The 19,658-nt window shown below is 61.9% G+C and carries 14 protein-coding genes; 9 read left to right on the forward strand and 5 right to left on the reverse strand.

All coding sequences use genetic code 11. The annotated features are described in order from the left end of the window. Positions 1-151: 151 nt before the first annotated feature. Both mfd and OKC41_RS10475 read right to left on the reverse strand, forming a co-directional pair. The gene (mfd, locus tag OKC41_RS10470; protein WP_103260032.1) at positions 152-3,616 is read right to left on the reverse strand and encodes a transcription-repair coupling factor; all 3,465 of its coding nucleotides are present in this window, start codon (positions 3,614-3,616) and stop codon (positions 152-154) included. Between the two features lie 42 nt (positions 3,617-3,658). After that, positions 3,659-4,234 carry a PilZ domain-containing protein gene (locus tag OKC41_RS10475; RefSeq protein WP_042863798.1) on the reverse strand — a complete coding sequence of 192 codons (576 nt, stop codon included), beginning with the start codon at positions 4,232-4,234 and terminating at the stop codon, positions 3,659-3,661. A 76-nt stretch (positions 4,235-4,310) separates the two neighbouring features. On the opposite strand from OKC41_RS10475, the gene OKC41_RS10480 reads away from it, so the two are divergent. The 3 genes from OKC41_RS10480 to lolE are packed head-to-tail and all read left to right on the forward strand — an operon-like array spanning position 4,311 to position 7,526. After that, entirely contained in the window at positions 4,311-5,546 is a 1,236-nt protein-coding gene (locus OKC41_RS10480) for a lipoprotein-releasing ABC transporter permease subunit (RefSeq protein ID WP_201894135.1), read from the forward strand. Positions 5,547-5,586: 40 nt separating this feature from the next. Further along, the gene (gene lolD / locus OKC41_RS10485; protein ID WP_201894132.1) at positions 5,587-6,285 is read left to right on the forward strand and encodes a lipoprotein-releasing ABC transporter ATP-binding protein LolD; all 699 of its coding nucleotides are present in this window, start codon (positions 5,587-5,589) and stop codon (positions 6,283-6,285) included. Beyond that, the gene (gene lolE / locus OKC41_RS10490; RefSeq protein ID WP_270671994.1) at positions 6,285-7,526 is read left to right on the forward strand and encodes a lipoprotein-releasing ABC transporter permease subunit LolE; all 1,242 of its coding nucleotides are present in this window, start codon (positions 6,285-6,287) and stop codon (positions 7,524-7,526) included. Before lolD ends, lolE begins: the two co-directional genes overlap by 1 nt. Before the next feature lie 130 nt (positions 7,527-7,656). Here lolE and yfbR read toward each other — a convergent pair whose 3' ends face one another. Further along, entirely contained in the window at positions 7,657-8,247 is a 591-nt protein-coding gene (gene yfbR, locus OKC41_RS10495; protein WP_010674569.1) for a 5'-deoxynucleotidase, read from the reverse strand. Positions 8,248-8,331: 84 nt separating this feature from the next. Then, positions 8,332-8,766, reverse strand: a complete 435-nt coding sequence (locus OKC41_RS10500) for a YccF domain-containing protein (protein ID WP_039039046.1) — start codon at positions 8,764-8,766, stop codon at positions 8,332-8,334. A gap of 430 nt (positions 8,767-9,196) precedes the next feature. Between OKC41_RS10500 and tig the strand changes: the two genes are divergently transcribed. The 6 genes from tig (at position 9,197) to ppiD (ending at position 17,632) form a co-directional block, all read left to right on the forward strand. Next, a complete protein-coding gene (gene tig, locus OKC41_RS10505; RefSeq protein ID WP_151028030.1) occupies positions 9,197-10,507 on the forward strand; it encodes a trigger factor in 1,311 nt (436 codons plus the stop codon). A gap of 86 nt (positions 10,508-10,593) precedes the next feature. Further along, the gene (gene clpP, locus OKC41_RS10510) at positions 10,594-11,217 is read left to right on the forward strand and encodes an ATP-dependent Clp endopeptidase proteolytic subunit ClpP (protein WP_270671996.1); all 624 of its coding nucleotides are present in this window, start codon (positions 10,594-10,596) and stop codon (positions 11,215-11,217) included. A 70-nt stretch (positions 11,218-11,287) separates the two neighbouring features. Next, positions 11,288-12,562, forward strand: coding sequence for an ATP-dependent protease ATP-binding subunit ClpX (gene clpX, locus OKC41_RS10515; protein ID WP_010674573.1), 1,275 nt, complete (start codon positions 11,288-11,290; stop codon positions 12,560-12,562). A gap of 139 nt (positions 12,563-12,701) precedes the next feature. Further along, on the forward strand, positions 12,702-15,056 hold the full coding sequence (lon, locus tag OKC41_RS10520; protein ID WP_010674574.1) for an endopeptidase La: 2,355 nt from the start codon (positions 12,702-12,704) through the stop codon (positions 15,054-15,056). A 240-nt stretch (positions 15,057-15,296) separates the two neighbouring features. Further along, positions 15,297-15,569, forward strand: a complete 273-nt coding sequence (gene hupB / locus OKC41_RS10525) for a nucleoid-associated protein HU-beta (RefSeq protein ID WP_005315375.1) — start codon at positions 15,297-15,299, stop codon at positions 15,567-15,569. A gap of 149 nt (positions 15,570-15,718) precedes the next feature. Then, complete coding sequence (gene ppiD / locus OKC41_RS10530; protein WP_201894131.1) at positions 15,719-17,632, forward strand: peptidylprolyl isomerase; 1,914 nt, start codon at positions 15,719-15,721, stop codon at positions 17,630-17,632. Positions 17,633-17,915: 283 nt separating this feature from the next. On the opposite strand, the gene OKC41_RS10535 is transcribed toward ppiD, so the two are convergent. After that, positions 17,916-19,508, reverse strand: a complete 1,593-nt coding sequence (locus OKC41_RS10535) for an ABC-F family ATPase (protein WP_041215256.1) — start codon at positions 19,506-19,508, stop codon at positions 17,916-17,918. Positions 19,509-19,658: the final 150 nt, after the last annotated feature.

Raw genomic sequence — 19,658 nt, forward strand, 5'->3', positions numbered from 1 at the left:
ATGGTGCTGCCAGGAGGGCGAACCGAGGCATCGGGAGGCAAGAAGGCGGGCCGGGGGCGAGATGCCGCCCCTTGCCAGCAACGAAACGGGAGCCCTGGGGCTCCCGTTGTTATGGGCGGCAGGTCGCGCCCTGCTGACGTCATGCTTCCCCTCAGGGGGTGGCATGGCGGGCGAGATCTGCCAGCAGGCCATCCACCAGTTTGAGGCGCATGGCCCTGTCCTGGGTCGGCACCTGGAAACGCAGCCGGGTCGGCCCGTCCATCTTGTAGATGCGCGGCTGCTCGGAGAGCAGCTTGACCAGATAGGCCGGGTTGACGCGGGTTTCCTGGGTAAAGTCCAGATAGCCGCCGCGCTCGCTCATCTCCACCCGGCGAATGCCCAGCGCCGTGGCGCGCTGGCGGAAGGCGGCCAGCTCCATCAGCGTCTTGGTCGGCTCCGGCAAGAGGCCGAAGCGATCGATGAGCTCCACTTTGAGCTCCCGCAGCTCCTGCTCGTCGGCGGCACTGGCGATGCGCTTGTACATGGAGAGGCGCATGTTGACGTCCGGGATGTAGTCGTCCGGGAGCAAGGCGGGCAGGCGCAGCTCCACCTCGGTATGCTGGCTCATGAGCTGCTCCAGCGACGGCTCCTTGCCATGTTTGAGCGCCTCCACCGCCTGCTCCAGCATCTCCATGTAGAGGGTGAAGCCCACCGATTCAATTTGGCCGCTCTGATCGTCGCCCAGCAGCTCGCCCGCGCCCCGGATCTCCAGATCGTGGGTGGCGAGCGCAAAGCCGGCGCCGAGATCTTCGAGGGACGCGATGGCCTCCAGCCGCTTGGCCGCATCCTTGGTCATCAGCTTGGGATGGGGGGTGAGCAGGTAGGCATAGGCCTGGTGGTGGGAGCGCCCGACCCGGCCCCGCAGCTGGTGCAGCTGGGCCAGACCGAGATGATCCGCCCGGTCCATGATGATGGTGTTGGCGCTCGGCACGTCGATGCCGGTCTCGATGATGGTGGTGCACACCAGCAGGTTGAAGCGCTGGTGGTAGAAGTCCGACATCACTCGCTCGAGCTCCCGCTCGCGCATCTGGCCGTGGGCGATGCCGATGCGCGCCTCCGGCACCAGCTCGGCAAGATCGGCGGCGCACTTCTCGATGCTCTCCACGTCGTTGTGCAGGTAGTAGACCTGGCCGCCGCGCTTCAATTCCCGCAGTACCGCCTCGCGCACCACCGCAGGTTCGTGCTGGCGCACGAAGGTCTTGATGGCGAGCCGCTTGGCGGGCGGGGTGGCGATGATGGAGAGATCTCGCATGCCGGACATGGCCATGTTGAGGGTGCGCGGAATGGGGGTGGCGGTGAGGGTGAGGATATCCACGTCGGCGCGCAGCGCCTTGATCTTCTCCTTCTGGCGCACCCCGAAGCGGTGCTCCTCGTCGACGATGAGCAGGCCCAGATCCTTGAAGGTGAGCTCGGCGCCGAGCAGCTTGTGGGTGCCGATGATGATGTCCACCTTGCCCTCGGCCATCTCCTTCATCACGGCGCTCTGCTCCTTGGCGGAGCGGAAGCGGCTCAGCACCTCCACCCGCACCGGCCAGTTGGCGAAGCGGTCGCGGAAGTTGTCGTAGTGCTGCTGGGCGAGCAGGGTGGTGGGCACCAGCACGGCCACTTGCTTGCCGCCGTGCACGGCCACAAAGGCCGCCCGCATCGCCACTTCGGTCTTGCCAAAGCCCACGTCGCCGCACACCAGGCGGTCCATGCTCTTGGCCTGGCACATGTCGCCGAGCACGGCGTTGATGGCATTGAGCTGATCCTCGGTCTCCTCGAAGGGGAAGCTCGCGGCAAACTGGCGGTAGGCCTCCCGGTCGTGTTTGAAGGCAAAGCCGTGACGGGCTGCCCGCATGGCATAGACATCCAGCAGCTCGGCCGCCACGTCCCGCACCTTCTCCGCCGCCTTGCGCCGCGCCTTGACCCAGGCCTCGCCGCCGAGCTTGTGGCTGGGCGGGTTGTCCGAGCCGGTGTAGCGGCTGATCAGGTGCAAACTGGTGACCGGCACGAACAGCTTGTCGCCGCCGGCGTATTCCAGGGTCAGAAACTCGGTGGGCAGGCCGCCTGCATCGATGGTCTCGAGCCCCAGATAGCGACCGACCCCGTGATCCAGGTGCACCACCGGCTGGCCCTGGGTCAGCTCGCCCAGGTTTCGGATCACCGCATCCGAGCTCAGGTTCTTGCTCTTGTCCCGCTGGCGCTTGCTGCGGATCTTGCCGCCGAGCAGCTCGGCTTCGGTGATGAGGGCAAGGGGCGTCTGGCCGGGCTCTTGCAGCAGGAAGCCCCGCTCCAGGGGGCAGACCAGCAGCCCGTGGCGCGCATCGCTCGAGAGGAAGGCGTCGAGGGAGGCAAACTCCCGGGGTTGCAGGTTGATCCGTGCGAGCAGATCCCCGAGCCCCTCGCGCCGCCCTTCGGACTCCACCGCAAACAGGGTGCGCCCGGCAAAGCCTTGCAGGAAGCCGTCAAGGGCCAGCAGGGGTTGCTCCTTGCTGTGGTCGAGCTGCAGATCCGGCAGGGGGGCGAGGGGCAGATCCTGCTGACCCGCTCCGCCGTCAACGGTCGCCTCCTGCAGCCGCACGGCGCCATAGTCCCCGAGGGCGGCGAAGAGCTGCTCCACCGGCAGATAGATCTGCTGGGGCGGCAGCAGGGGACGGGTGTTGTCCCAGCGCCTGTCTTCATAGCGCTGGCCGATGTCGTTCCAGAAGCGCTGGGCCGCGGGGTAGATCTCCCCCACGGTGAGCAGCAGGGTGTTGCCTGGCAGGTAGTCAAACAGGCTGGCGGTCTGGTTGAAGAAGAGCGGCAGGTAGTATTCGATGCCGGCGGGCCAGCGCCCCTTGCTCACCTCCTGATAGACGGAGCCCTCGGCCCGGGAGATCTCGAACTGTTCGCGATACTGGCCACGAAACAGCTCGATGGCCCCCTCGTCGGTGGGAAATTCCCGGGCGGGCAGGAGGCTCACCGACTTCACCGGCTCGCTGGAGCGCTGGGTCTCGGGGTCGAACGGGCGGATGGAGTCCACCTCGTCGTCAAAAAAATCAATGCGATAGGGGCGGCTGCTCCCCATGGGGAAGAGATCCAGCAGGGAGCCGCGGGCGGCGAATTCGCCGTGCTCCAGCACCTGTTCCACCGCCACGTAGCCCGCCTGCGCCAGACGCCCGCGCAGCTGCTGCAGGTTGAGGCGCTGGCCGCTTGTGACCATCAGGCTGTATTTGTCGAGATAAGCCTGGGGCGCCGTGCGCAGCATCAGGGTGGAGATGGGCACGATGAGCACGCCGTGGCGCATCTGCGGCAACTGGTAGAGGGTCTCGAGGCGCTGGGAGATGATGTCCTGGTGGGGAGAGAAGCTGTCGTAGGGCAGGGTCTCCCAGTCCGGGAACAGCAGCACCGGGCAATCCTGATCCGCCAGCAGGAACCCCAGTTCCTGTTCAAGGCGCAGGGCGCTCGGGGTATCGGCGGTGACCAGCAGGACGGGTCTTCGGGCTTCCCGGGTGAGGCGGGCGGCAACCAGCGCCAGGCTGCTGCCGACCAGCTGGCCGAACGTTGTCTTCTGGCCCGCTTTGGCGGGCAAGGCGGGGAGGGTCATTGGCATCATCGGAGTCTTTTACTGTTGGCGTTCTTTTGACATGGACCTGGGTTAGCGCTGACGTTCCTGGGCACGCAGCTTGAGCTGTTTCGACTGCACATGCAGGCTGGCGCGCACCAGCAGCTCCCGGTCATCCTCGCGGATGCGCACGTAGTCGAGCACCACGTGGGTGCCGTGCTCTCCGGCGTCCCGCTGCACGACCTCGCCGTAGCAGTAGACGGCGGAAGCCTCTTCCCGCAGGAAGATCTTGAGCCGCACTATCTGGTGCAGGGCGGGGGCCTCCCCGTGCCCTTGGTGGGGGTGCAGGTAGGTGAGCTGCCCGGCGCCAAAGCGCAGGGTGTGGAAGCGGTGCTCGGGGTGATCCTGGGCCGCCAGCACATAGCCCATGATCATGTCGATCTTGCGGGACTGCTGGTTGATGATCTCCACCAGATCGTGCATGGACTCGTTCTGGCTGCGCAGCAACCGGCTGCTCACCAGATCGATGGAGGTGATGGCGGAGGCGATGCGAAACGGCTCGGGCAACTCGGCCTCCAGGGCCTCCAGCGTCGGCAGACGAAAGTCGGCCGGCATGGGGATCACATTGACCGGCGTGGCATGGGTGACGCTGAAGAACTGTTCCTGCATGGAGGCTATCCCTTGTTGTCATAGACGGTTTCCCTTTATTATCCGGTATCTTATTTCGTTGGCAACGTAGATATCCTTGAAGACCGGACTTTTTCAGCCACTGTCGCTGGCCATCGGCCTGCGTTATGCAGGCTCGCGACGCAGTAACCGCTTCGTCTCCTTTATCTCCCTGTTCTCCACCTTTGGCATCGCCATCGGGGTCGCCGCCCTGATGGTGGTGATCTCGGTGATGAACGGGTTCGAAGGCCAGCTCAAGGGGCGCATCCTCGGGGTGATCCCCCATGTGGTGGTGACCAATCAGGCCGGACGCATCGAGGCCGAGCCCGAAGGTCTGCCCGATCTGGCCCGCCTGCCCCACGTGGTGGCCACGGCCCCCATGCTCGACAGTGAAGGCATGCTGCAAAGCCCGGGTCAGCTCACCGGCGTGAGCGTGCAGGGGATCGATCCCGCCCGCTGGCCCAAGGATGACATCTTGCACGCCCAGATGCTGGGAGGGCGCCTTGACAGCCTGCAGGCCGGTGAATACCACATCGTGCTGGGGCAGGGGGTGGCCAGCCGCCTCAAGGTCTCCATCGGTGACCAGGTGCGTCTCATGCTGACCGAAGGTACCCGCTTTACCCCCTTTGGCCGAGTGCCGGCCCAGCGTCTTTTCACCGTCTCCGGCATCTTCGGGGTCGGCGCCGACGTGGACAGCCAGGTGGCCCTGATTGCCCTGGGGGATGCCCAGCGCATGCTGCGCCTGTCCGCAGACAAGGTGGGCGGCATCCGCCTCTGGCTGGACGATCCCTTCGCCGCCGACGAGGTGGTGAAGACCGCGTTGCCGGACGGGCTGGAGTGGCAGGACTGGCGCCGCGAGCGCGGCGAGCTGTTCCAGGCGGTGGCCATGGAAAAACGGATGATGGGGCTGATGCTGGTGCTGATCATCGCGGTCGCCACCTTCAACATCCTCTCCGCCCTGGTGATGGTGGTCACCGACAAGGAAGGGGAGGTGGCCATCCTGCGTACCATGGGCATGAGCGAATCCGGCATCGTCAAGATCTTCATGGTGCTGGGGGCGTCGAGCGGCGTCATCGGCGCCCTGTTCGGGGGGCTGGCGGGGCTGGCGCTCTGCTTCGGCCTCAATCCTCTGCTCAATGCCCTTGGGCTCAACCTCTATATGGCGGCGGGGGGCAGCGGTCTGCCAGTTATCGTCGAGCCGGCCCAGGTCATGACGATCCTGCTGGGGGCCGTGCTGCTGAGTTTCAGTGCCACCCTCTACCCGGCCTCCCGCGCGGCCCGGGTCAAACCGGCGGAGGCGCTGCGTTATGAATAATTCATCTTCTGTTGTTACTGGTGCAAGTGGAGCCCCCGTTATGAATCAATCCGTCCCCTGCGAGCCGCTGCTGCGCTGCCAGGCCCTCAATCATGTCTACAAAGAGGGCAATCTGGAGACCCAGGTACTCAAGGGGATCGAGCTGGACGTCGCCCCCGGGGAGATGCTGGCGGTGGTGGGGAGCTCGGGCTCCGGCAAGACCACCCTGCTGCACCTGATGGGGGCGCTGGACAACCCCTCCAGCGGCGCCGTGCTGTTCAAGGGGCAGGACATCAATGGCTGGGACAGCCGTACCCAGGCGAGGTTTCGCAACCAGGAGCTGGGTTTCGTTTACCAGTTCCACCACCTGCTCTCGGAATTCAGCGCGCTGGAAAATGCGGCCATGCCGCTGCTGATCGCCGGTGAGTCGGTGGCCAGCGCCACCGAGAAGGCGAGCAAGATGCTGGGGCGGGTGGGGCTCTCCCACCGTCTCAACCACAGACCGTCCGAGCTCTCTGGTGGCGAGCGCCAGCGGGTGGCCATCGCCCGTGCCCTGGTCAACGAACCCAGCCTGGTGCTGGCGGACGAGCCCACCGGCAACCTGGATCATGCCAGCGCCACCGCCGTCTATGAGCTGCTCTGCGAGCTTAACCGCGAGCTTGGCACCGCGTTCGTGGTGGTGACCCATGACTTGAGCCTGGCCGCCAAGCTCCACCGCCGGGTCACCCTGGTGAGCGGCATCATGGCGGAGGTCGCCTGATGTTCAAACCGCTGCCCCTGTTCCTGGGCCTGCGTTACAGCCGCTCTCGCCGCCGCAACGGCTTCATCGCCTTTATCTCGGCCTCCTCCCTCATCGGCATCGCCCTCGGGGTGATGGCCCTCATTCTTGGCCTCTCCGCCATGAACGGGTTCGAGCGGGAGCTCAAGAACCGGGTGCTCTCCGTGGTCCCCCACGGCGAGCTCATCGGCATGGAAGCGCCGCTGCCTGACTGGCCGAGGCTCAGGGACTACCTGCTGGCCCAGCCCGGGGTGGAGGCGGCTGCCCCCGTCATTCGCCTGGACGGCCTGTTGGAGCACGGCTCCTCCCTCAAGGGGGTCCAGCTGCGTGCGGTGCTGCCGGAGCTGGAAGCCAATCTCTCCGATGCGGGCAACTTCATGACGGGTCGGGGCCTTCGCGAGCTGCAGGCGGGGGAACACGGGGTCATCCTCGGCAAGATCATCGCCGACAAGCTGGGGGTCAAGACAGGGGACACCGTCACCCTGCTGCTGCCCCAGGCGGGGGATGCCGCCGGCATCAAGAACCCGAAACGGGAGGCGCTCACCGTGGTGGGGCTGCTCGAGATCGGTGGCCAGCTCGACGGCCTGCTCGGCTTCATGCACCTGGCGGACGCCCAGGCCATCACCGGCATGGGCAGCGCAGTGGAGGGGTTCAGCCTCAAGGTGAGCGACGTGCTCAAGGCCCAGTCCATCACGGTGGCGGCGGCCCAGAAATTCCCGCACTACGTCTATATCAGCAGCTGGATGAGCCGTCAGGGTTATCTCTATCAGGACATCCAGATGGTGCGCACCGTGATGTACGTGGTGATGCTGATGGTGGTGGCGGTGGCCTGCTTCAACATCGTCTCCACCCTGGTGATGGCGGTGAACGAGAAGCGCAGCGAGATCGCCATCTTGAAGACCATGGGGGCGAGCCCGGGCCAGATCCGGCTTACCTTCGTCATCCAGGGGATGGTGAACGGGGTGGCGGGAGCCTTGCTCGGCGCCCTGCTGGGCGGCCTGCTCTCCAGCAAGCTGACCCAGATCCTGAGCGCCATCGAAGGGGTGATCGGGCACCGTTTCCTCAATCCCGACATCTACTTCATCGACTTCCTGCCGACCGAGCTGCACATGCAGGACTTGCTCATCGTGACCGGCGCCGCCATCCTGATGAGCCTGGTGGCGACCCTCTATCCCGCCTGGCGGGCGAGCGGCCTGGTGCCGTCCCGGGAACTGGGGCATTGATGCCCATGGATGTGATAAAGGGCCCTGCGGGGCCCTTTTTATTGTCACTCTTTTGTGGGGAAACCCCCGACGTGGCGGTTATCGGGGTAATACGCAGGAGGAGATGATGCCCGGTGCTGTGTTGATGGCATCAATGGGCATTCAACTCATCGAGAGGCAGTGAAAAACTCCCCACGAAGACATCGATGAAGTAGCGCATGGCGGGGTTCATCCTGGCGTCCAGCATCTGCTCGAGGCGCTTTCGCGCGGGCTCGAACTCCCGGTTGCCGACGCTCAGCTCCTCCAGACATTTGGTGTAGGCACAGAGGGTGTCTGCATCCTTCACCAGGCTGGTGAGGGCCTCGTCCTGGGCGCCGGAGTCGAGCAGGGGGCGAAAGTCCTCGACCAGCTCAGGCGGCAACATGCCGAGCAGGCGCTGCTCGGCGGCAAGCTCAATCTTCTTGTATTCGCGGGCGATTTCGGGATTGAAGTACTTGACCGGGGTGGGCAGATCCCCGGTCAGCACCTCGCTGCTGTCGTGGTAGAGGGCCATGACGGCGGCCCGGTCGGCATCCACCTGAGCGCCGAACAGGCGATTGCTGATAAGGCCGAGGGCGTGGGCCACCATGGCGACCTGCAGGCTGTGCTCGGCGATGTTTTCGGGCTGGATGTTGCGCATCAGGGGCCAGCGGTAGATGAGGCGCATACGGGCGAGGTTGGCAAAAAAATGGCTGGGCAGCATGGAAGACCTCGAATGGGGCAATGAAAAAGGGCAGACCCTAGTCTGCCCTTTTTTCCACCCGCAAGGATAGCCTGAGATGGGCCCTCAGCGGATGTAGCGGCCCGATTCGGCCTCGTGGTTGGTCACTATCATCTGGCCGATGGGGGCCAGGCTGATGAGGGCCAGCTTGAGGTGCTGGATGCCGAACGGGATGCCGACGATGGTGACGAAACAGGCCAGCGCCGAGGCGATGTGGCCGATGGCCAGCCAGACCCCGATGAGCACAAACCAGAGAATGTTGCCAATCAGCCCCAGGGCGCCGGTGCCGATGTCGCTCTGGCCCGTCATGCTCTTGCGGCTCACCGCCTGCTTGCCAAACGGGAAGAAGGTGAAAGTGCCGATGACGAAGCAGGCGCGTCCCCAGGGGATCCCGATGAGGGAGACGAAGCAGAGCAGCCCCGCCAGCCACCAGGCCAGCCCCATGAAGACGCCTCCCAGCACGAACCAGAGCAGATTGAACAAGAAGCGGAAAAAGGACATGTGGGTGACTCCAGCAGCACGTAAATTGGTTGTCACCATAGCGAGCCCGGCCGGGGGACGCAATGGCACAGGCGAGAAGGTGGACAATTTGGGTCGCAGCACGCCATTTTTGTGCCCGATTGGCGGCGGATGGCGATCAAAATGGCCCGTTCGCCGTGAAAAAGAGTGAGCCAGTGCAAATTATTGCGGATGGAATGCTTGAACTCGGTGCAAGACTTCCCCATATAGGAGAAAGTCTTGCGCAAATTGTGCTGTCTGTGCCCCGGATGGGGGATGTGCGGCTCGACGCGACCACTGCACGCCGCTATAATGTCGCGTCATATTTTCTCATCACAAAGACAGTCGTTGTCTTTATAAACAGGAAGACTCCGGGCTTGCCCGGGGGCAATAAAGGGTCAGCACGCAGTGCTGAGTTGAACGAGGTAAAAGAATGCAAGTTTCTGTAGAGACAACCCAGGGTCTGGAACGCCGTCTTACCATCACTGTACCGGCCGCTACCGTTGACGCCGCCGTGCGCAAAGAATTGAATGGCCTGGCCAAAACTCGTCGCATCGACGGTTTCCGTCCTGGCAAGGCTCCGGTTGCCATCATCAAGAAGATGTTCGGTGCCATGGCTCACGCCCGCGTTGCCGATGAAATGATGCAGAACAACTTCATCAAGGCCATCATCGAGAACAAACTGAGCCCGGCTGGCGCCCCGACCATGGATCCGAAAGAGATCAAAGAAGGTCAGGATTTCGAGTTCACCGCCACTTTCGAAGTGTATCCGGAGTTCGAAGTTGCCGGTCTGGAGACCATCAAGGTCGAGAAGCCGGTTGCCACCGTGAAGGACAGCGACCTGGAAAACATGATCGACACCCTGCGCAAGCAGCACGCCACCTGGACTGAAGCCGCTGTGGCTGCCGCCAATGGCATGCGTGTGACCATGGACTTCGTCGGTTCCATCGACGGTGAAGAGTTCGATGGTGGCAAGGCTGAAGGCTTCACCCTGGAACTGGGCGCTGGCCGCATGATCCCGGGCTTTGAAGACGCCATCCTGGGTAAGAAAGCGGGTGACGAGTTCACCATCGAGGTGACTTTCCCGGCTGACTACCACGCCGAAGCCCTGAAGGGCAAGGCTGCCAAGTTTGCCTCCAAGCTGCACAAGGTTGAAGAGCAGGTGCTGCCCGAGCTGACCGAAGAGTTCGTCAAGCGTTTCGGCATCGAGAGCGGCAGCGTTGAAGAGCTGAAGGCAGAAGTGCGCAAGAACATGGAGCGCGAACTGGCCCAGGCCCTGAAAAACAGCGTGAAAGAGCAGGTACTGAACGGCCTGGTTGAAGCCAACCAGATCGATCTGCCGAAGGCTGCCGTTGCCCAGGAAATCGACACCCTGCGTCAGCAGGCTCTGCAGCGCTTCGGTGGCTTCCAGGGCGGCAACGCCCCCGAGCTGCCGGCCGAGCTGTTCCAGGCCCAGGCCGAGCGCCGTGTCCGCGTTGGTCTGCTGCTGGGTGACGTCATCCGCACCAACGAGATCAAGGCTGACGACGCCCGTGTGACCAGCATCATCGAGTCCATGGCCACTGCCTACGAAGATCCGAAAGAAGTGATCGAGTACTATCAGCAGAACGAGCAGATGCTGAACGGCGTGCGCAACCTGGCCATTGAAGATCAAGCCATCGATCTGATCCTGTCCAAGGCGCAAGTCACCGAGAAAGAAGTTGCCTTCGACGAAGTGATCAACAAGTCCGGTGCCGCTGCCTAAGAACATTTGACTTAAGGTCAAAACTGTTAAGTATAATGGCTCGTGTGATCTCCACTCGGGCCATTTTATTTTAGGGACAATGCCTTATGTACAAGAACTATAACGATGTGACTGAATCCCCACGCAATGCGCTCATCCCGATGGTGGTAGAGCAAACCGCGAAAGGGGAGCGTTCCTACGACATCTATTCCCGTCTGCTGAAAGAGCGGGTGATCTTCCTGACCGGTCAGGTCGAGGATCACATGGCGAACCTGGTGGTGGCCCAACTGCTGTTCCTGGAGTCCGAGAACCCGGATCAGGACATCAGCATCTACATCAACTCGCCGGGTGGCGCCGTCACTGCGGGTATGTCCATCTATGACACCATGCAGTTCATCAAGCCGGACGTGAGCACCGTCTGCATGGGGCAGGCCTGCTCCATGGGGGCCTTCCTGCTGGCCGGTGGCGCCAAGGGCAAGCGGTTCTGCCTGCCCAATGCCCGAGTGATGATCCACCAGCCGCTGGGCGGCTTCCAGGGGCAGGCTTCTGACATCCAGATCCATGCCCAGGAGATCCTGAAAATCAAGAATATCCTGAACGATCGTCTGGCGTTCCATACCGGTCAGGACATGGCCACCATCGAGCGCGACACCGACCGTGACAATTTCATGTCTGCCGAGCAGGCCGTTGCCTATGGTCTGGTTGACGGCATCCTGAGCCAGCGCGGCTGAGCAGGGTACCCCGTCCTGTTGTAAACTCAACAGGACGATCCATCCTCTATTGATAAAACGAGGTCGCTGAATGACAGAGAAACGCAAGGGTGAGGGCGACAAGCTGCTGTATTGCTCTTTCTGCGGCAAAAGCCAGCATGAAGTGCGCAAGCTGATCGCTGGCCCTTCCGTCTACGTATGTGATGAGTGTGTCGAGCTGTGCAACGACATCATCCGCGAGGAGATCCGCGAGATCTCTCCCAAGCGCGATGGTAGCGAGCTGCCGACCCCTCATGAAATCCGCGCCCATCTGGACGACTACGTGATCGGTCAGGAGTACGCCAAGAAGGTGCTGGCAGTGGCTGTCTACAACCACTACAAGCGTCTTCGCAGCGGCAGCGAGTCCGGTGGCGTGGAGCTGGGCAAATCCAACATCCTGCTGATTGGCCCCACCGGCAGCGGCAAGACTCTGCTGGCCGAGACCCTGGCTCGTCTGCTGGATGTGCCCTTCACCATGGCCGATGCCACCACCCTGACCGAAGCCGGTTACGTGGGCGAGGACGTGGAGAACATCATCCAGAAGTTGCTGCAAAAGTGCGACTACGACGTGGAGAAGGCCCAGCGCGGTATCGTCTACATCGACGAGATCGACAAGATCTCCCGCAAGTCGGACAACCCCTCCATCACCCGCGACGTCTCCGGGGAAGGGGTTCAGCAGGCCCTGCTGAAACTGATCGAAGGCACCATCGCCTCCGTGCCGCCTCAGGGCGGTCGCAAGCACCCTCAGCAGGAGTTTTTGCAGGTCGATACCTCCAAGATCCTTTTCATCTGTGGTGGTGCCTTCGCGGGGCTGGACAAGGTGATCGAGCAGCGCTCCGTCAAGGGCACCGGCATCGGTTTTGGCGCCGAGGTGAAATCCAAGAATGCCAAGGCAACCCTGAGCGAGAATTTTGCCAAGGTGGAGCCGGAAGATCTCATCAAGTACGGTCTCATCCCCGAGTTCATCGGTCGTCTGCCGGTGGTCGCGACCCTGACCGAGCTTGACGAGGCTGCCCTCATCCAGATCCTGAAAGAGCCGAAAAACGCGCTGACCAAGCAGTATGCCGCGCTGTTCGCCCTGGAAGAGGTGGAGCTGGAGTTTCGTGACGACGCGCTCAATGCCATTGCCCGCAAGGCCATGGAGCGCAAAACCGGTGCCCGGGGTCTGCGTTCCATTGTCGAGGCCGTGCTGCTCGACACCATGTATGACCTGCCCTCCCTGAAAGGGGTCAGCAAGGTGGTGATCGACGAGACGGTGATCAAGGGAGACTCCGCGCCCCTGATGATCTACGACAATCCCGAGACTCAGGCCGCAGCCTCAGAGTAACTGTCTGATTTTTAATCACATAAAGGGGCTTTTTGCCCCTTTCATGCTTTTTACGGCCAAGGCGATTGAATCTCATCTTTGCGCCCCCATATACTCAGCCAAGCCTTTGCCAACGGTATAACAAGCCGAGAGGACATATATGAACCTAGAGCGTTCAGAACGCATCGAGATTCCCGTCCTGCCTCTTCGTGACGTGGTGGTCTATCCCCACATGGTCATTCCACTCTTTGTGGGGCGGGAAAAATCCATTCGCTGTCTGGAAGCGGCCATGGAGCAGGACAAGAAAGTCCTGCTGGTGGCCCAGAAGGATGCGTCGACTGACGAACCGACGGTGGAGGAAATTTTCTCCGTCGGGACAGTGGCCAATATTCTGCAGATGCTCAAGCTGCCGGACGGCACCGTCAAGGTGCTGGTGGAGGGGGGCCAGCGTGCCCGCCTTGAGCGGATGATCGACGATCGCGACTTCTTTGTCGGGGAGGCCCAGTACATCGCGTCCGCCCCCATCGAGGAGAAGGATCAGGACGTGCTGGTGCGCTCTGCCATCGGCCAGTTCGAAGGTTACATCAAACTCAACAAGAAGATCCCGCCCGAGGTACTCACCTCGATTTCGGCGATCGACGATGCGGCGCGCCTGGCCGATACCATGGCTGCCCATATGCCGCTCAAGCTCGAAGACAAGCAGAAGGTGCTGGAAATCGCCTCCGTGTCCGAGCGCATCGAGTTTCTGATGGCCATGATGGAGTCGGAGATCGACCTGTTGCAGGTCGAGAAGCGCATCCGCTCCCGGGTCAAGAAGCAGATGGAGAAGAGCCAGCGGGAGTATTACCTCAACGAGCAGATGAAGGCCATCCAGAAAGAGCTGGGTGAGCTGGAAGACAGCCCGGATGAATTCGAAGCCCTCAATCGCAAGATTGAAGAGGCCGGGATGCCGGAGGATGCCCGCGAGAAGGCCCAGGCCGAGCTCGCCAAGCTCAAGATGATGTCACCCATGTCGGCGGAAGCCACCGTGGTGCGCAGCTATGTGGACTGGATGGTGCAGGTGCCCTGGAAGGCCCGCTCCAAGGTCAAGAAAGACCTGGGCAAGGCCCAGGAGGTGCTGGATGCGGATCACTATGGCCTGGACAAGGTCAAGGATCGCATCCTCGAATACCTGGCGGTGCAGGCGCGTGTGAACAAGCTCAAGGGCCCCATCCTCTGCCTGGTCGGGCCTCCCGGGGTGGGCAAGACCTCCCTGGGCCAGTCCATCGCCAAGGCCACCGGCCGCAAGTATGTGCGCATGGCCCTGGGTGGGGTGCGTGACGAGGCGGAGATCCGCGGTCACCGCCGTACCTACATCGGCTCCATGCCCGGCAAGCTCATCCAGAAGATGGCGAAAGTCGGCGTGAAGAACCCGCTGTTCCTGCTCGACGAAATCGACAAGATGAGCTCGGACATGCGTGGCGATCCCGCTTCCGCCCTGCTGGAGGTGCTGGATCCCGAGCAGAACAGCAGCTTCAACGATCACTATCTGGAAGTGGATTATGACCTGTCGGACGTGATGTTTGTGGCCACCTCCAACTCCATGAACATCCCGGGTCCGCTGCTGGACCGGATGGAAGTGATCCGTCTGTCCGGTTACACCGAGGACGAGAAGCTCAACATTGCCAAGCAGCACCTGGTGGCCAAGCAGATCCAGCGCAACGGCCTGAAGCCTTCCGAGATCACCATCGAGGATTCGGCGCTGATCGGGGTGATCCGCTACTACACCCGCGAGGCGGGTGTGCGCAGCCTGGAGCGTGAAATCTCCAAAATCTGTCGCAAGGCAGTCAAACGCATCCTGCTGGACAAGAGCATCAAGCATGTTCAGGTCAACCAGGAGAACCTCAAGGAGTTCCTGGGGGTACAGCGCTTTGACTACGGCAAGGCCACCGACCAGAACCAGATTGGCCAGGTGTGCGGGTTGGCGTGGACCGAAGTGGGGGGCGATCTGCTCACCATCGAGACCACCAACATGCCGGGCAAGGGCAAGCTCACTTACACCGGTTCCCTCGGTGACGTGATGCAGGAGTCCATCCAGGCGGCCATGACGGTGGTGCGAGCCCGTGCCGAGAAGCTGCGTATCAACGGCGACTTCTACGAGAAGCGCGACATCCACGTGCACGTGCCGGAAGGGGCGACCCCGAAAGACGGCCCGAGCGCCGGTATCGCCATGTGTACCGCCCTGGTCTCCAGCCTCACCGGCAACCCGGTGCGTGCCGACGTGGCCATGACGGGTGAAATCACCCTGCGTGGCGAGGTGTTGCCCATCGGTGGTCTCAAGGAGAAACTGTTGGCGGCCCACCGTGGTGGCATCAAGCGTGTGCTGATCCCGAAAGAGAACGAACGTGACCTCGAGGAGATCCCGGCCAACGTCAAACAAGATCTTGAAATCTATCCGGTTCGCTGGATTGATGAGGTGCTTGCACTGGCGTTGCAGGACAATCCGCAAGGTTTCGAACGCGTTTCTGTCGTGTAAATGTTGATGCGCCGCAAATTTGGCGCATTCGGGGGGTGGTTAAGGCTTGCATGCACCGGACAACGGAAGTAGCCTTGACCACCGATCGGGTACTCATGATGAGTCGCAATGCGTGATGTGGCGCGGGTTTGCGCCAGATTGTCACTTGCAACTGATCAGGAGGCTTGTTATAAAACCTCCACTTGTTGTGGCCAGGGAAATCAGCGCCGCAGCGATGTTCGATAAAAGGGGAATATAAGAGTGAATAAATCTCAACTGATTGACAAGATTGCAGACGGTGCTGATATCTCCAAAGCTGCCGCTGGTCGTGCGCTGGATGCCTTCATCGATGCCGTGGGCGAAGCCCTGAAAGAGGGTGACCAGGTTGCTCTGGTTGGTTTCGGTACTTTCGCCGTTCGCGAGCGTGCAGCCCGTTCCGGCCGTAACCCGCAAACTGGTGCGACCATCGAAATCGCTGCCGGTAAAGTTCCTGCCTTCAAAGCCGGCAAGGCCCTGAAAGACGCGGTCAACTAAGCCGGTCGCTGATATCTATCGGCACCGTCCTTGGTCTCTGACCAGACAAGTGAGAGGGCTCTCCCTCATACTGCTTGACCAAGGCGCATCGCAATCGGTGCGCCTTTTCATTATTTACGCCCATCGAGTTCGGGAGCATAAGTACAAACATGATGTTGGATAAACTACGCGAAGGGGCGCAGGGCAAGGTAGCCAAGGTTATCTTGGGCCTGATCATCCTCTCCTTTGCCTTGGCCGGCGTAGGCAGCTACCTCAATGGCCCGGCACGTACCGCCCCCGCCACCGTCAACGGCAATGACATCAGTGCCCCCGCACTGGAGAATGCCTACCGCAATGAGCGGGCCCGCATGGAATCCCAAATGGGTGAGGCCTTCAACCAGCTGGCCGCCAATCCCGATTACATGAAACAGTTCCGCCGTGGCGTGCTGGACCGTCTGATCGATCAGGCGCTGATCGATGACAAGGCCCGCTCCCTGGGTCTGCGCGTCAGCGATGAGCAGATCAAGCAGGCCATCGTCGCCATGCCCGAGTTTGCCGAGAACGGCAAGTTCAGCAATGACCGCTACCTGCAGCTCATTCGCCGTGCCGGCATGACCCCCGAGATGTTCCGCGACTCCCTGCGCCAGGACATGGTGCGCCAGCAATTGATGGGCGCCGTGCTGGGATCGGAGTTCGCCCTCAAGGGTGAAGCCGAGCAACTGGATCGTCTCTACAACCAGACCCGTGACCTGCGCCTGATCCGTCTGGCCGCTTCCGCCTATGTGGACGGGATCGAGGTGAGCGATGCCGAGGTGGAGCAGTTCTACAAGGCCAACAGCGCTCGCTTCATGAACGACGAGACGGTCAAGGTCGACTATCTGCTGCTCGATGCCGCGAACCTTGGCAAGAACATCAAGGTCACCGAGCAGGATGCCCAGGATTATTACGACCAGCATCAGGATCTGTTCCAGCGTCCCGAGCGCCGTCAGGTGGCGCACATCCTGATCCCGTTTGGCAAGGATGAAAAGGCCGCCGAGCAGAAAGCCGAGGCCGTGCTGGCCAAGGCCAAGGCGGGTGACGATTTCGCCGCGCTGGCCAAGGCCGACTCCTCCGATACCTTCTCCGCGAAGAAGGGCGGGGAGCTCGACTGGTTCGAGAAGGGGGTGATGGATCCTGCCTTCGAGAAAGCCGCGTTCGCGCTGGCCAAGGCCGGCGATCTCTCCGCCGTGGTGAAGAGCCCGTTCGGCTTCCACATCATCAAGCTGCTGGGAGTCGAGCCTGCCAAGACCAAGCCCTTCGTGGACGTGATGAGCGATACCATCGCCCGTCTGCAGTCTGAGAAGGCCAAGGAGCAGTTCTTCGCCGAACAGCAGAAGATGGCCGACAGCAGCTTCGAGAACCCGGACTCCCTGGACTTGACCGCCGAAGCCATGGGCCTCCAGGTGCAGTCCACCGGCTATTTCAGCCAGGCCGATGCGCCGGCACCGCTCAATGATCCCAAGGTGCTCTCCGTGGCGTTCTCCGAACAGCTGCGCGATGACAACACCAACTCCGACGTGATCGAGCTGGCCGACGGCAAGGCGCTGGTGCTGCACATCATGGGTCACCAGCCGAAGGCGGCCAAGCCGCTTGCCGAGGTGAAAGAGCAGGTGATCACCGCCATCAAGCACGACAAGGCCAGTGAAGTGGCCCGTGGCAAGGCCCAGGGTCTGCTGGACAAGCTCAAGGCCGGTGAGAACGTTCAGGCCGACCTGACCGCGCTGGGTCTGAAAGTGGATACCCATACCGGCGTATCCCGTTTTGCCCAGGAGATGGATCAGAACCTGGTGACCCAGGCGTTCCGCATGCCCCATCCGATCGATGGCAAGCCGAGCGTCGAGCTGGTGACCGAAGCCAACGGTGATCGTGTGGTGGTGGCGCTGGACAAGGTCAACGTCATCAAGGAGCCGTCCCAGATGGTGAGCCTGCTGCAAGGTCAGCTGGGTCAGGGCAAGGCACAGGCCGACTACAAGTCGCTGATCGACGAGCTGCGCAAGGCGGCCAAGATCGAATACTTCACCGACGTGGAAGCCACTGTCGAGTAAGTCAGCCTCACGGCCCCAAGTGTGAAAACGGCTCCATGATGGAGCCGTTTTTTTGTGCCATCGACAGCCCGGCAGAGCGGGCGGGCGCAGGAGGGAAGGGGCCAGGCACGGGCTTGTGCTGCCTATCCTGGCTGGGGATGAACGGGACAGGTGTATGACAGCGCGCTGTACTCTTGCTCTCCTTATCCCCAATCCTTCTCTTGCTGTGGGGCGTGATAAAGGAGGCATAAAAAAACCGGCGCACGAGGCGCCGGTTCTGATCGCTTTGCTTGAAGGCGGGGGATTACACCACACCCTGGGTGCGCAGGTAATCCTCGTAGGTGCCGCCGAAGTCGCGGATGCCGTCTTCGGTCAGCTCCAGGATGCGGGTCGCCAGGGAGGAGACGAACTCGCGGTCGTGGGAGACGAAGATCAGGGTGCCCTTGTACATCTCCAGCGCCAGGTTCAAGGATTCGATGGATTCCATGTCCAGGTGGTTGGTCGGTTCATCCATGATCAGGATGTTGGGGCGCTGCATCATCAGCTTGCCGAACAGCATCCGGCCCTGTTCACCACCGGAGAGCACCTTGACCGGCTTCTTGATGTCGTCCTGGGAGAAGAGCAGACGACCCAGCACGGAGCGCACCGCCTGCTCGTCTTCGTTCTCCTGCTTCCATTGGGCCATCCAGTCGAACACATTGAGATCGGTGTCGAAATCTTCGGCGTGATCCTGGGCGTAGTAGCCGATCTGGGCGTTCTCGGACCACTTGATGGTGCCGGTATCCGGTGCCAGGGCACCGACCAGCGTCTTGATCAGGGTGGACTTACCGATCCCGTTGGTACCCAGGATGGCGACCTTCTCGCCCACTTCCAGCATCATGTTGAGCCCCTTGAACAGGGGACCGTCGCCATAACCCTTGGAGACGCCTTCGATCTCCAGGATGTTGCGGTAGAGCTTCTTCTCCTGCTCGAAGCGGATGAAAGGGTTCTGACGGCTGGAGACCTTCACTTCCTCAATCTTGATCTTGTCGATCTGCTTGAGGCGGGAGGTAGCCTGGCTGGACTTGGAGGCGTTGGCGCTGAAGCGGGAGACGAAGGATTGCAGATCGGCGATCTGGGCCTTCTTCTTGGCGTTGTCGGCCAGCAGGCGCTCGCGGGCCTGGGTGGCAGCCAGCATGTACTCGTCGTAGTTGCCCGGGTAGACCCGCAGCTCGCCGTAGTCCAGATCCGCCATGTGGGTGCAGACGGAGTTCAGGAAGTGACGGTCGTGAGAGATGATGATCATGGTGCTTTCACGATCGTTGAGCACCTGCTCCAGCCAGCGAATGGTGTTGATGTCCAGGTTGTTGGTCGGTTCGTCCAGCAACAGGATGTCGGGGTTGGAGAAGAGCGCCTGCGCCAGCAGTACCCGCAGTTTCCAGCCCGGGGCCACTTCGCTCATCGGGCCGTTGTGCTGCTCGATGGGAATACCGGCACCCAGCAGCAGTTCGCCTGCGCGGGATTCGGCGGTGTAGCCATCATATTCGGCGACCAGGCCTTCCAGCTCGGCGGCCTTCATGTAGTCGTCGTCGGTGGCCTCCAGGTTGGCGTAGATGGCATCGCGTTCGGCGATGGCGGCCCACAGCTCGGTGTGGCCCATCATGACCACGTCCAGTACGCGCATCTCTTCGTAGGCGAACTGATCCTGGCGCAGCTTACCGATGCGCTCGTTGACATCCAGGCTCACATTGCCGCCGGTGGGTTCGAGATCGCCGCCGAGGATCTTCATGAAGGTGGACTTGCCACAGCCGTTGGCACCGATGAGGCCGTAGCGGTTGCCGCCGCCAAACTTGACGCTGATGTTCTCAAACAGCGGCTTGGCGCCGAACTGCATGGTGATGTTGTTGCTTGAAAGCACTGGAATGTCCCGGTTGGTCTGTCAAATGGCGCGCATTATGGCACAGATCCCCCGAAAGTTTTAGCAGGAACTGTGATCTGGCCCCATTGCAGGGGGGAAGGTTTCACGACCAGGCCGGCAACGGGCTCCGGCCTCTCTTGCAGAGGGGAG

Origin of the sequence: Aeromonas sp. QDB17 (assembly GCF_027705305.1) — a bacterium.
Taxonomy (GTDB): Bacteria; Pseudomonadota; Gammaproteobacteria; order Enterobacterales; family Aeromonadaceae; genus Aeromonas; species Aeromonas caviae.

Coding starts and splice junctions, on each gene's coding strand:
- mfd (WP_103260032.1), bottom strand. CDS start 3,616: ATGATGCCAATGACCCTCCCCGCCTTGCCCGCCAAAGCGGGCCAGAAG.
- OKC41_RS10475 (WP_042863798.1), bottom strand. CDS start 4,234: ATGCAGGAACAGTTCTTCAGCGTCACCCATGCCACGCCGGTCAATGTG.
- lolD (WP_201894132.1), top strand. CDS start 5,587: ATGAATCAATCCGTCCCCTGCGAGCCGCTGCTGCGCTGCCAGGCCCTC.
- lolE (WP_270671994.1), top strand. CDS start 6,285: ATGTTCAAACCGCTGCCCCTGTTCCTGGGCCTGCGTTACAGCCGCTCT.
- yfbR (WP_010674569.1), bottom strand. CDS start 8,247: ATGCTGCCCAGCCATTTTTTTGCCAACCTCGCCCGTATGCGCCTCATC.
- OKC41_RS10500 (WP_039039046.1), bottom strand. CDS start 8,766: ATGTCCTTTTTCCGCTTCTTGTTCAATCTGCTCTGGTTCGTGCTGGGA.
- tig (WP_151028030.1), top strand. CDS start 9,197: ATGCAAGTTTCTGTAGAGACAACCCAGGGTCTGGAACGCCGTCTTACC.
- clpP (WP_270671996.1), top strand. CDS start 10,594: ATGTACAAGAACTATAACGATGTGACTGAATCCCCACGCAATGCGCTC.
- clpX (WP_010674573.1), top strand. CDS start 11,288: ATGACAGAGAAACGCAAGGGTGAGGGCGACAAGCTGCTGTATTGCTCT.
- lon (WP_010674574.1), top strand. CDS start 12,702: ATGAACCTAGAGCGTTCAGAACGCATCGAGATTCCCGTCCTGCCTCTT.
- ppiD (WP_201894131.1), top strand. CDS start 15,719: ATGATGTTGGATAAACTACGCGAAGGGGCGCAGGGCAAGGTAGCCAAG.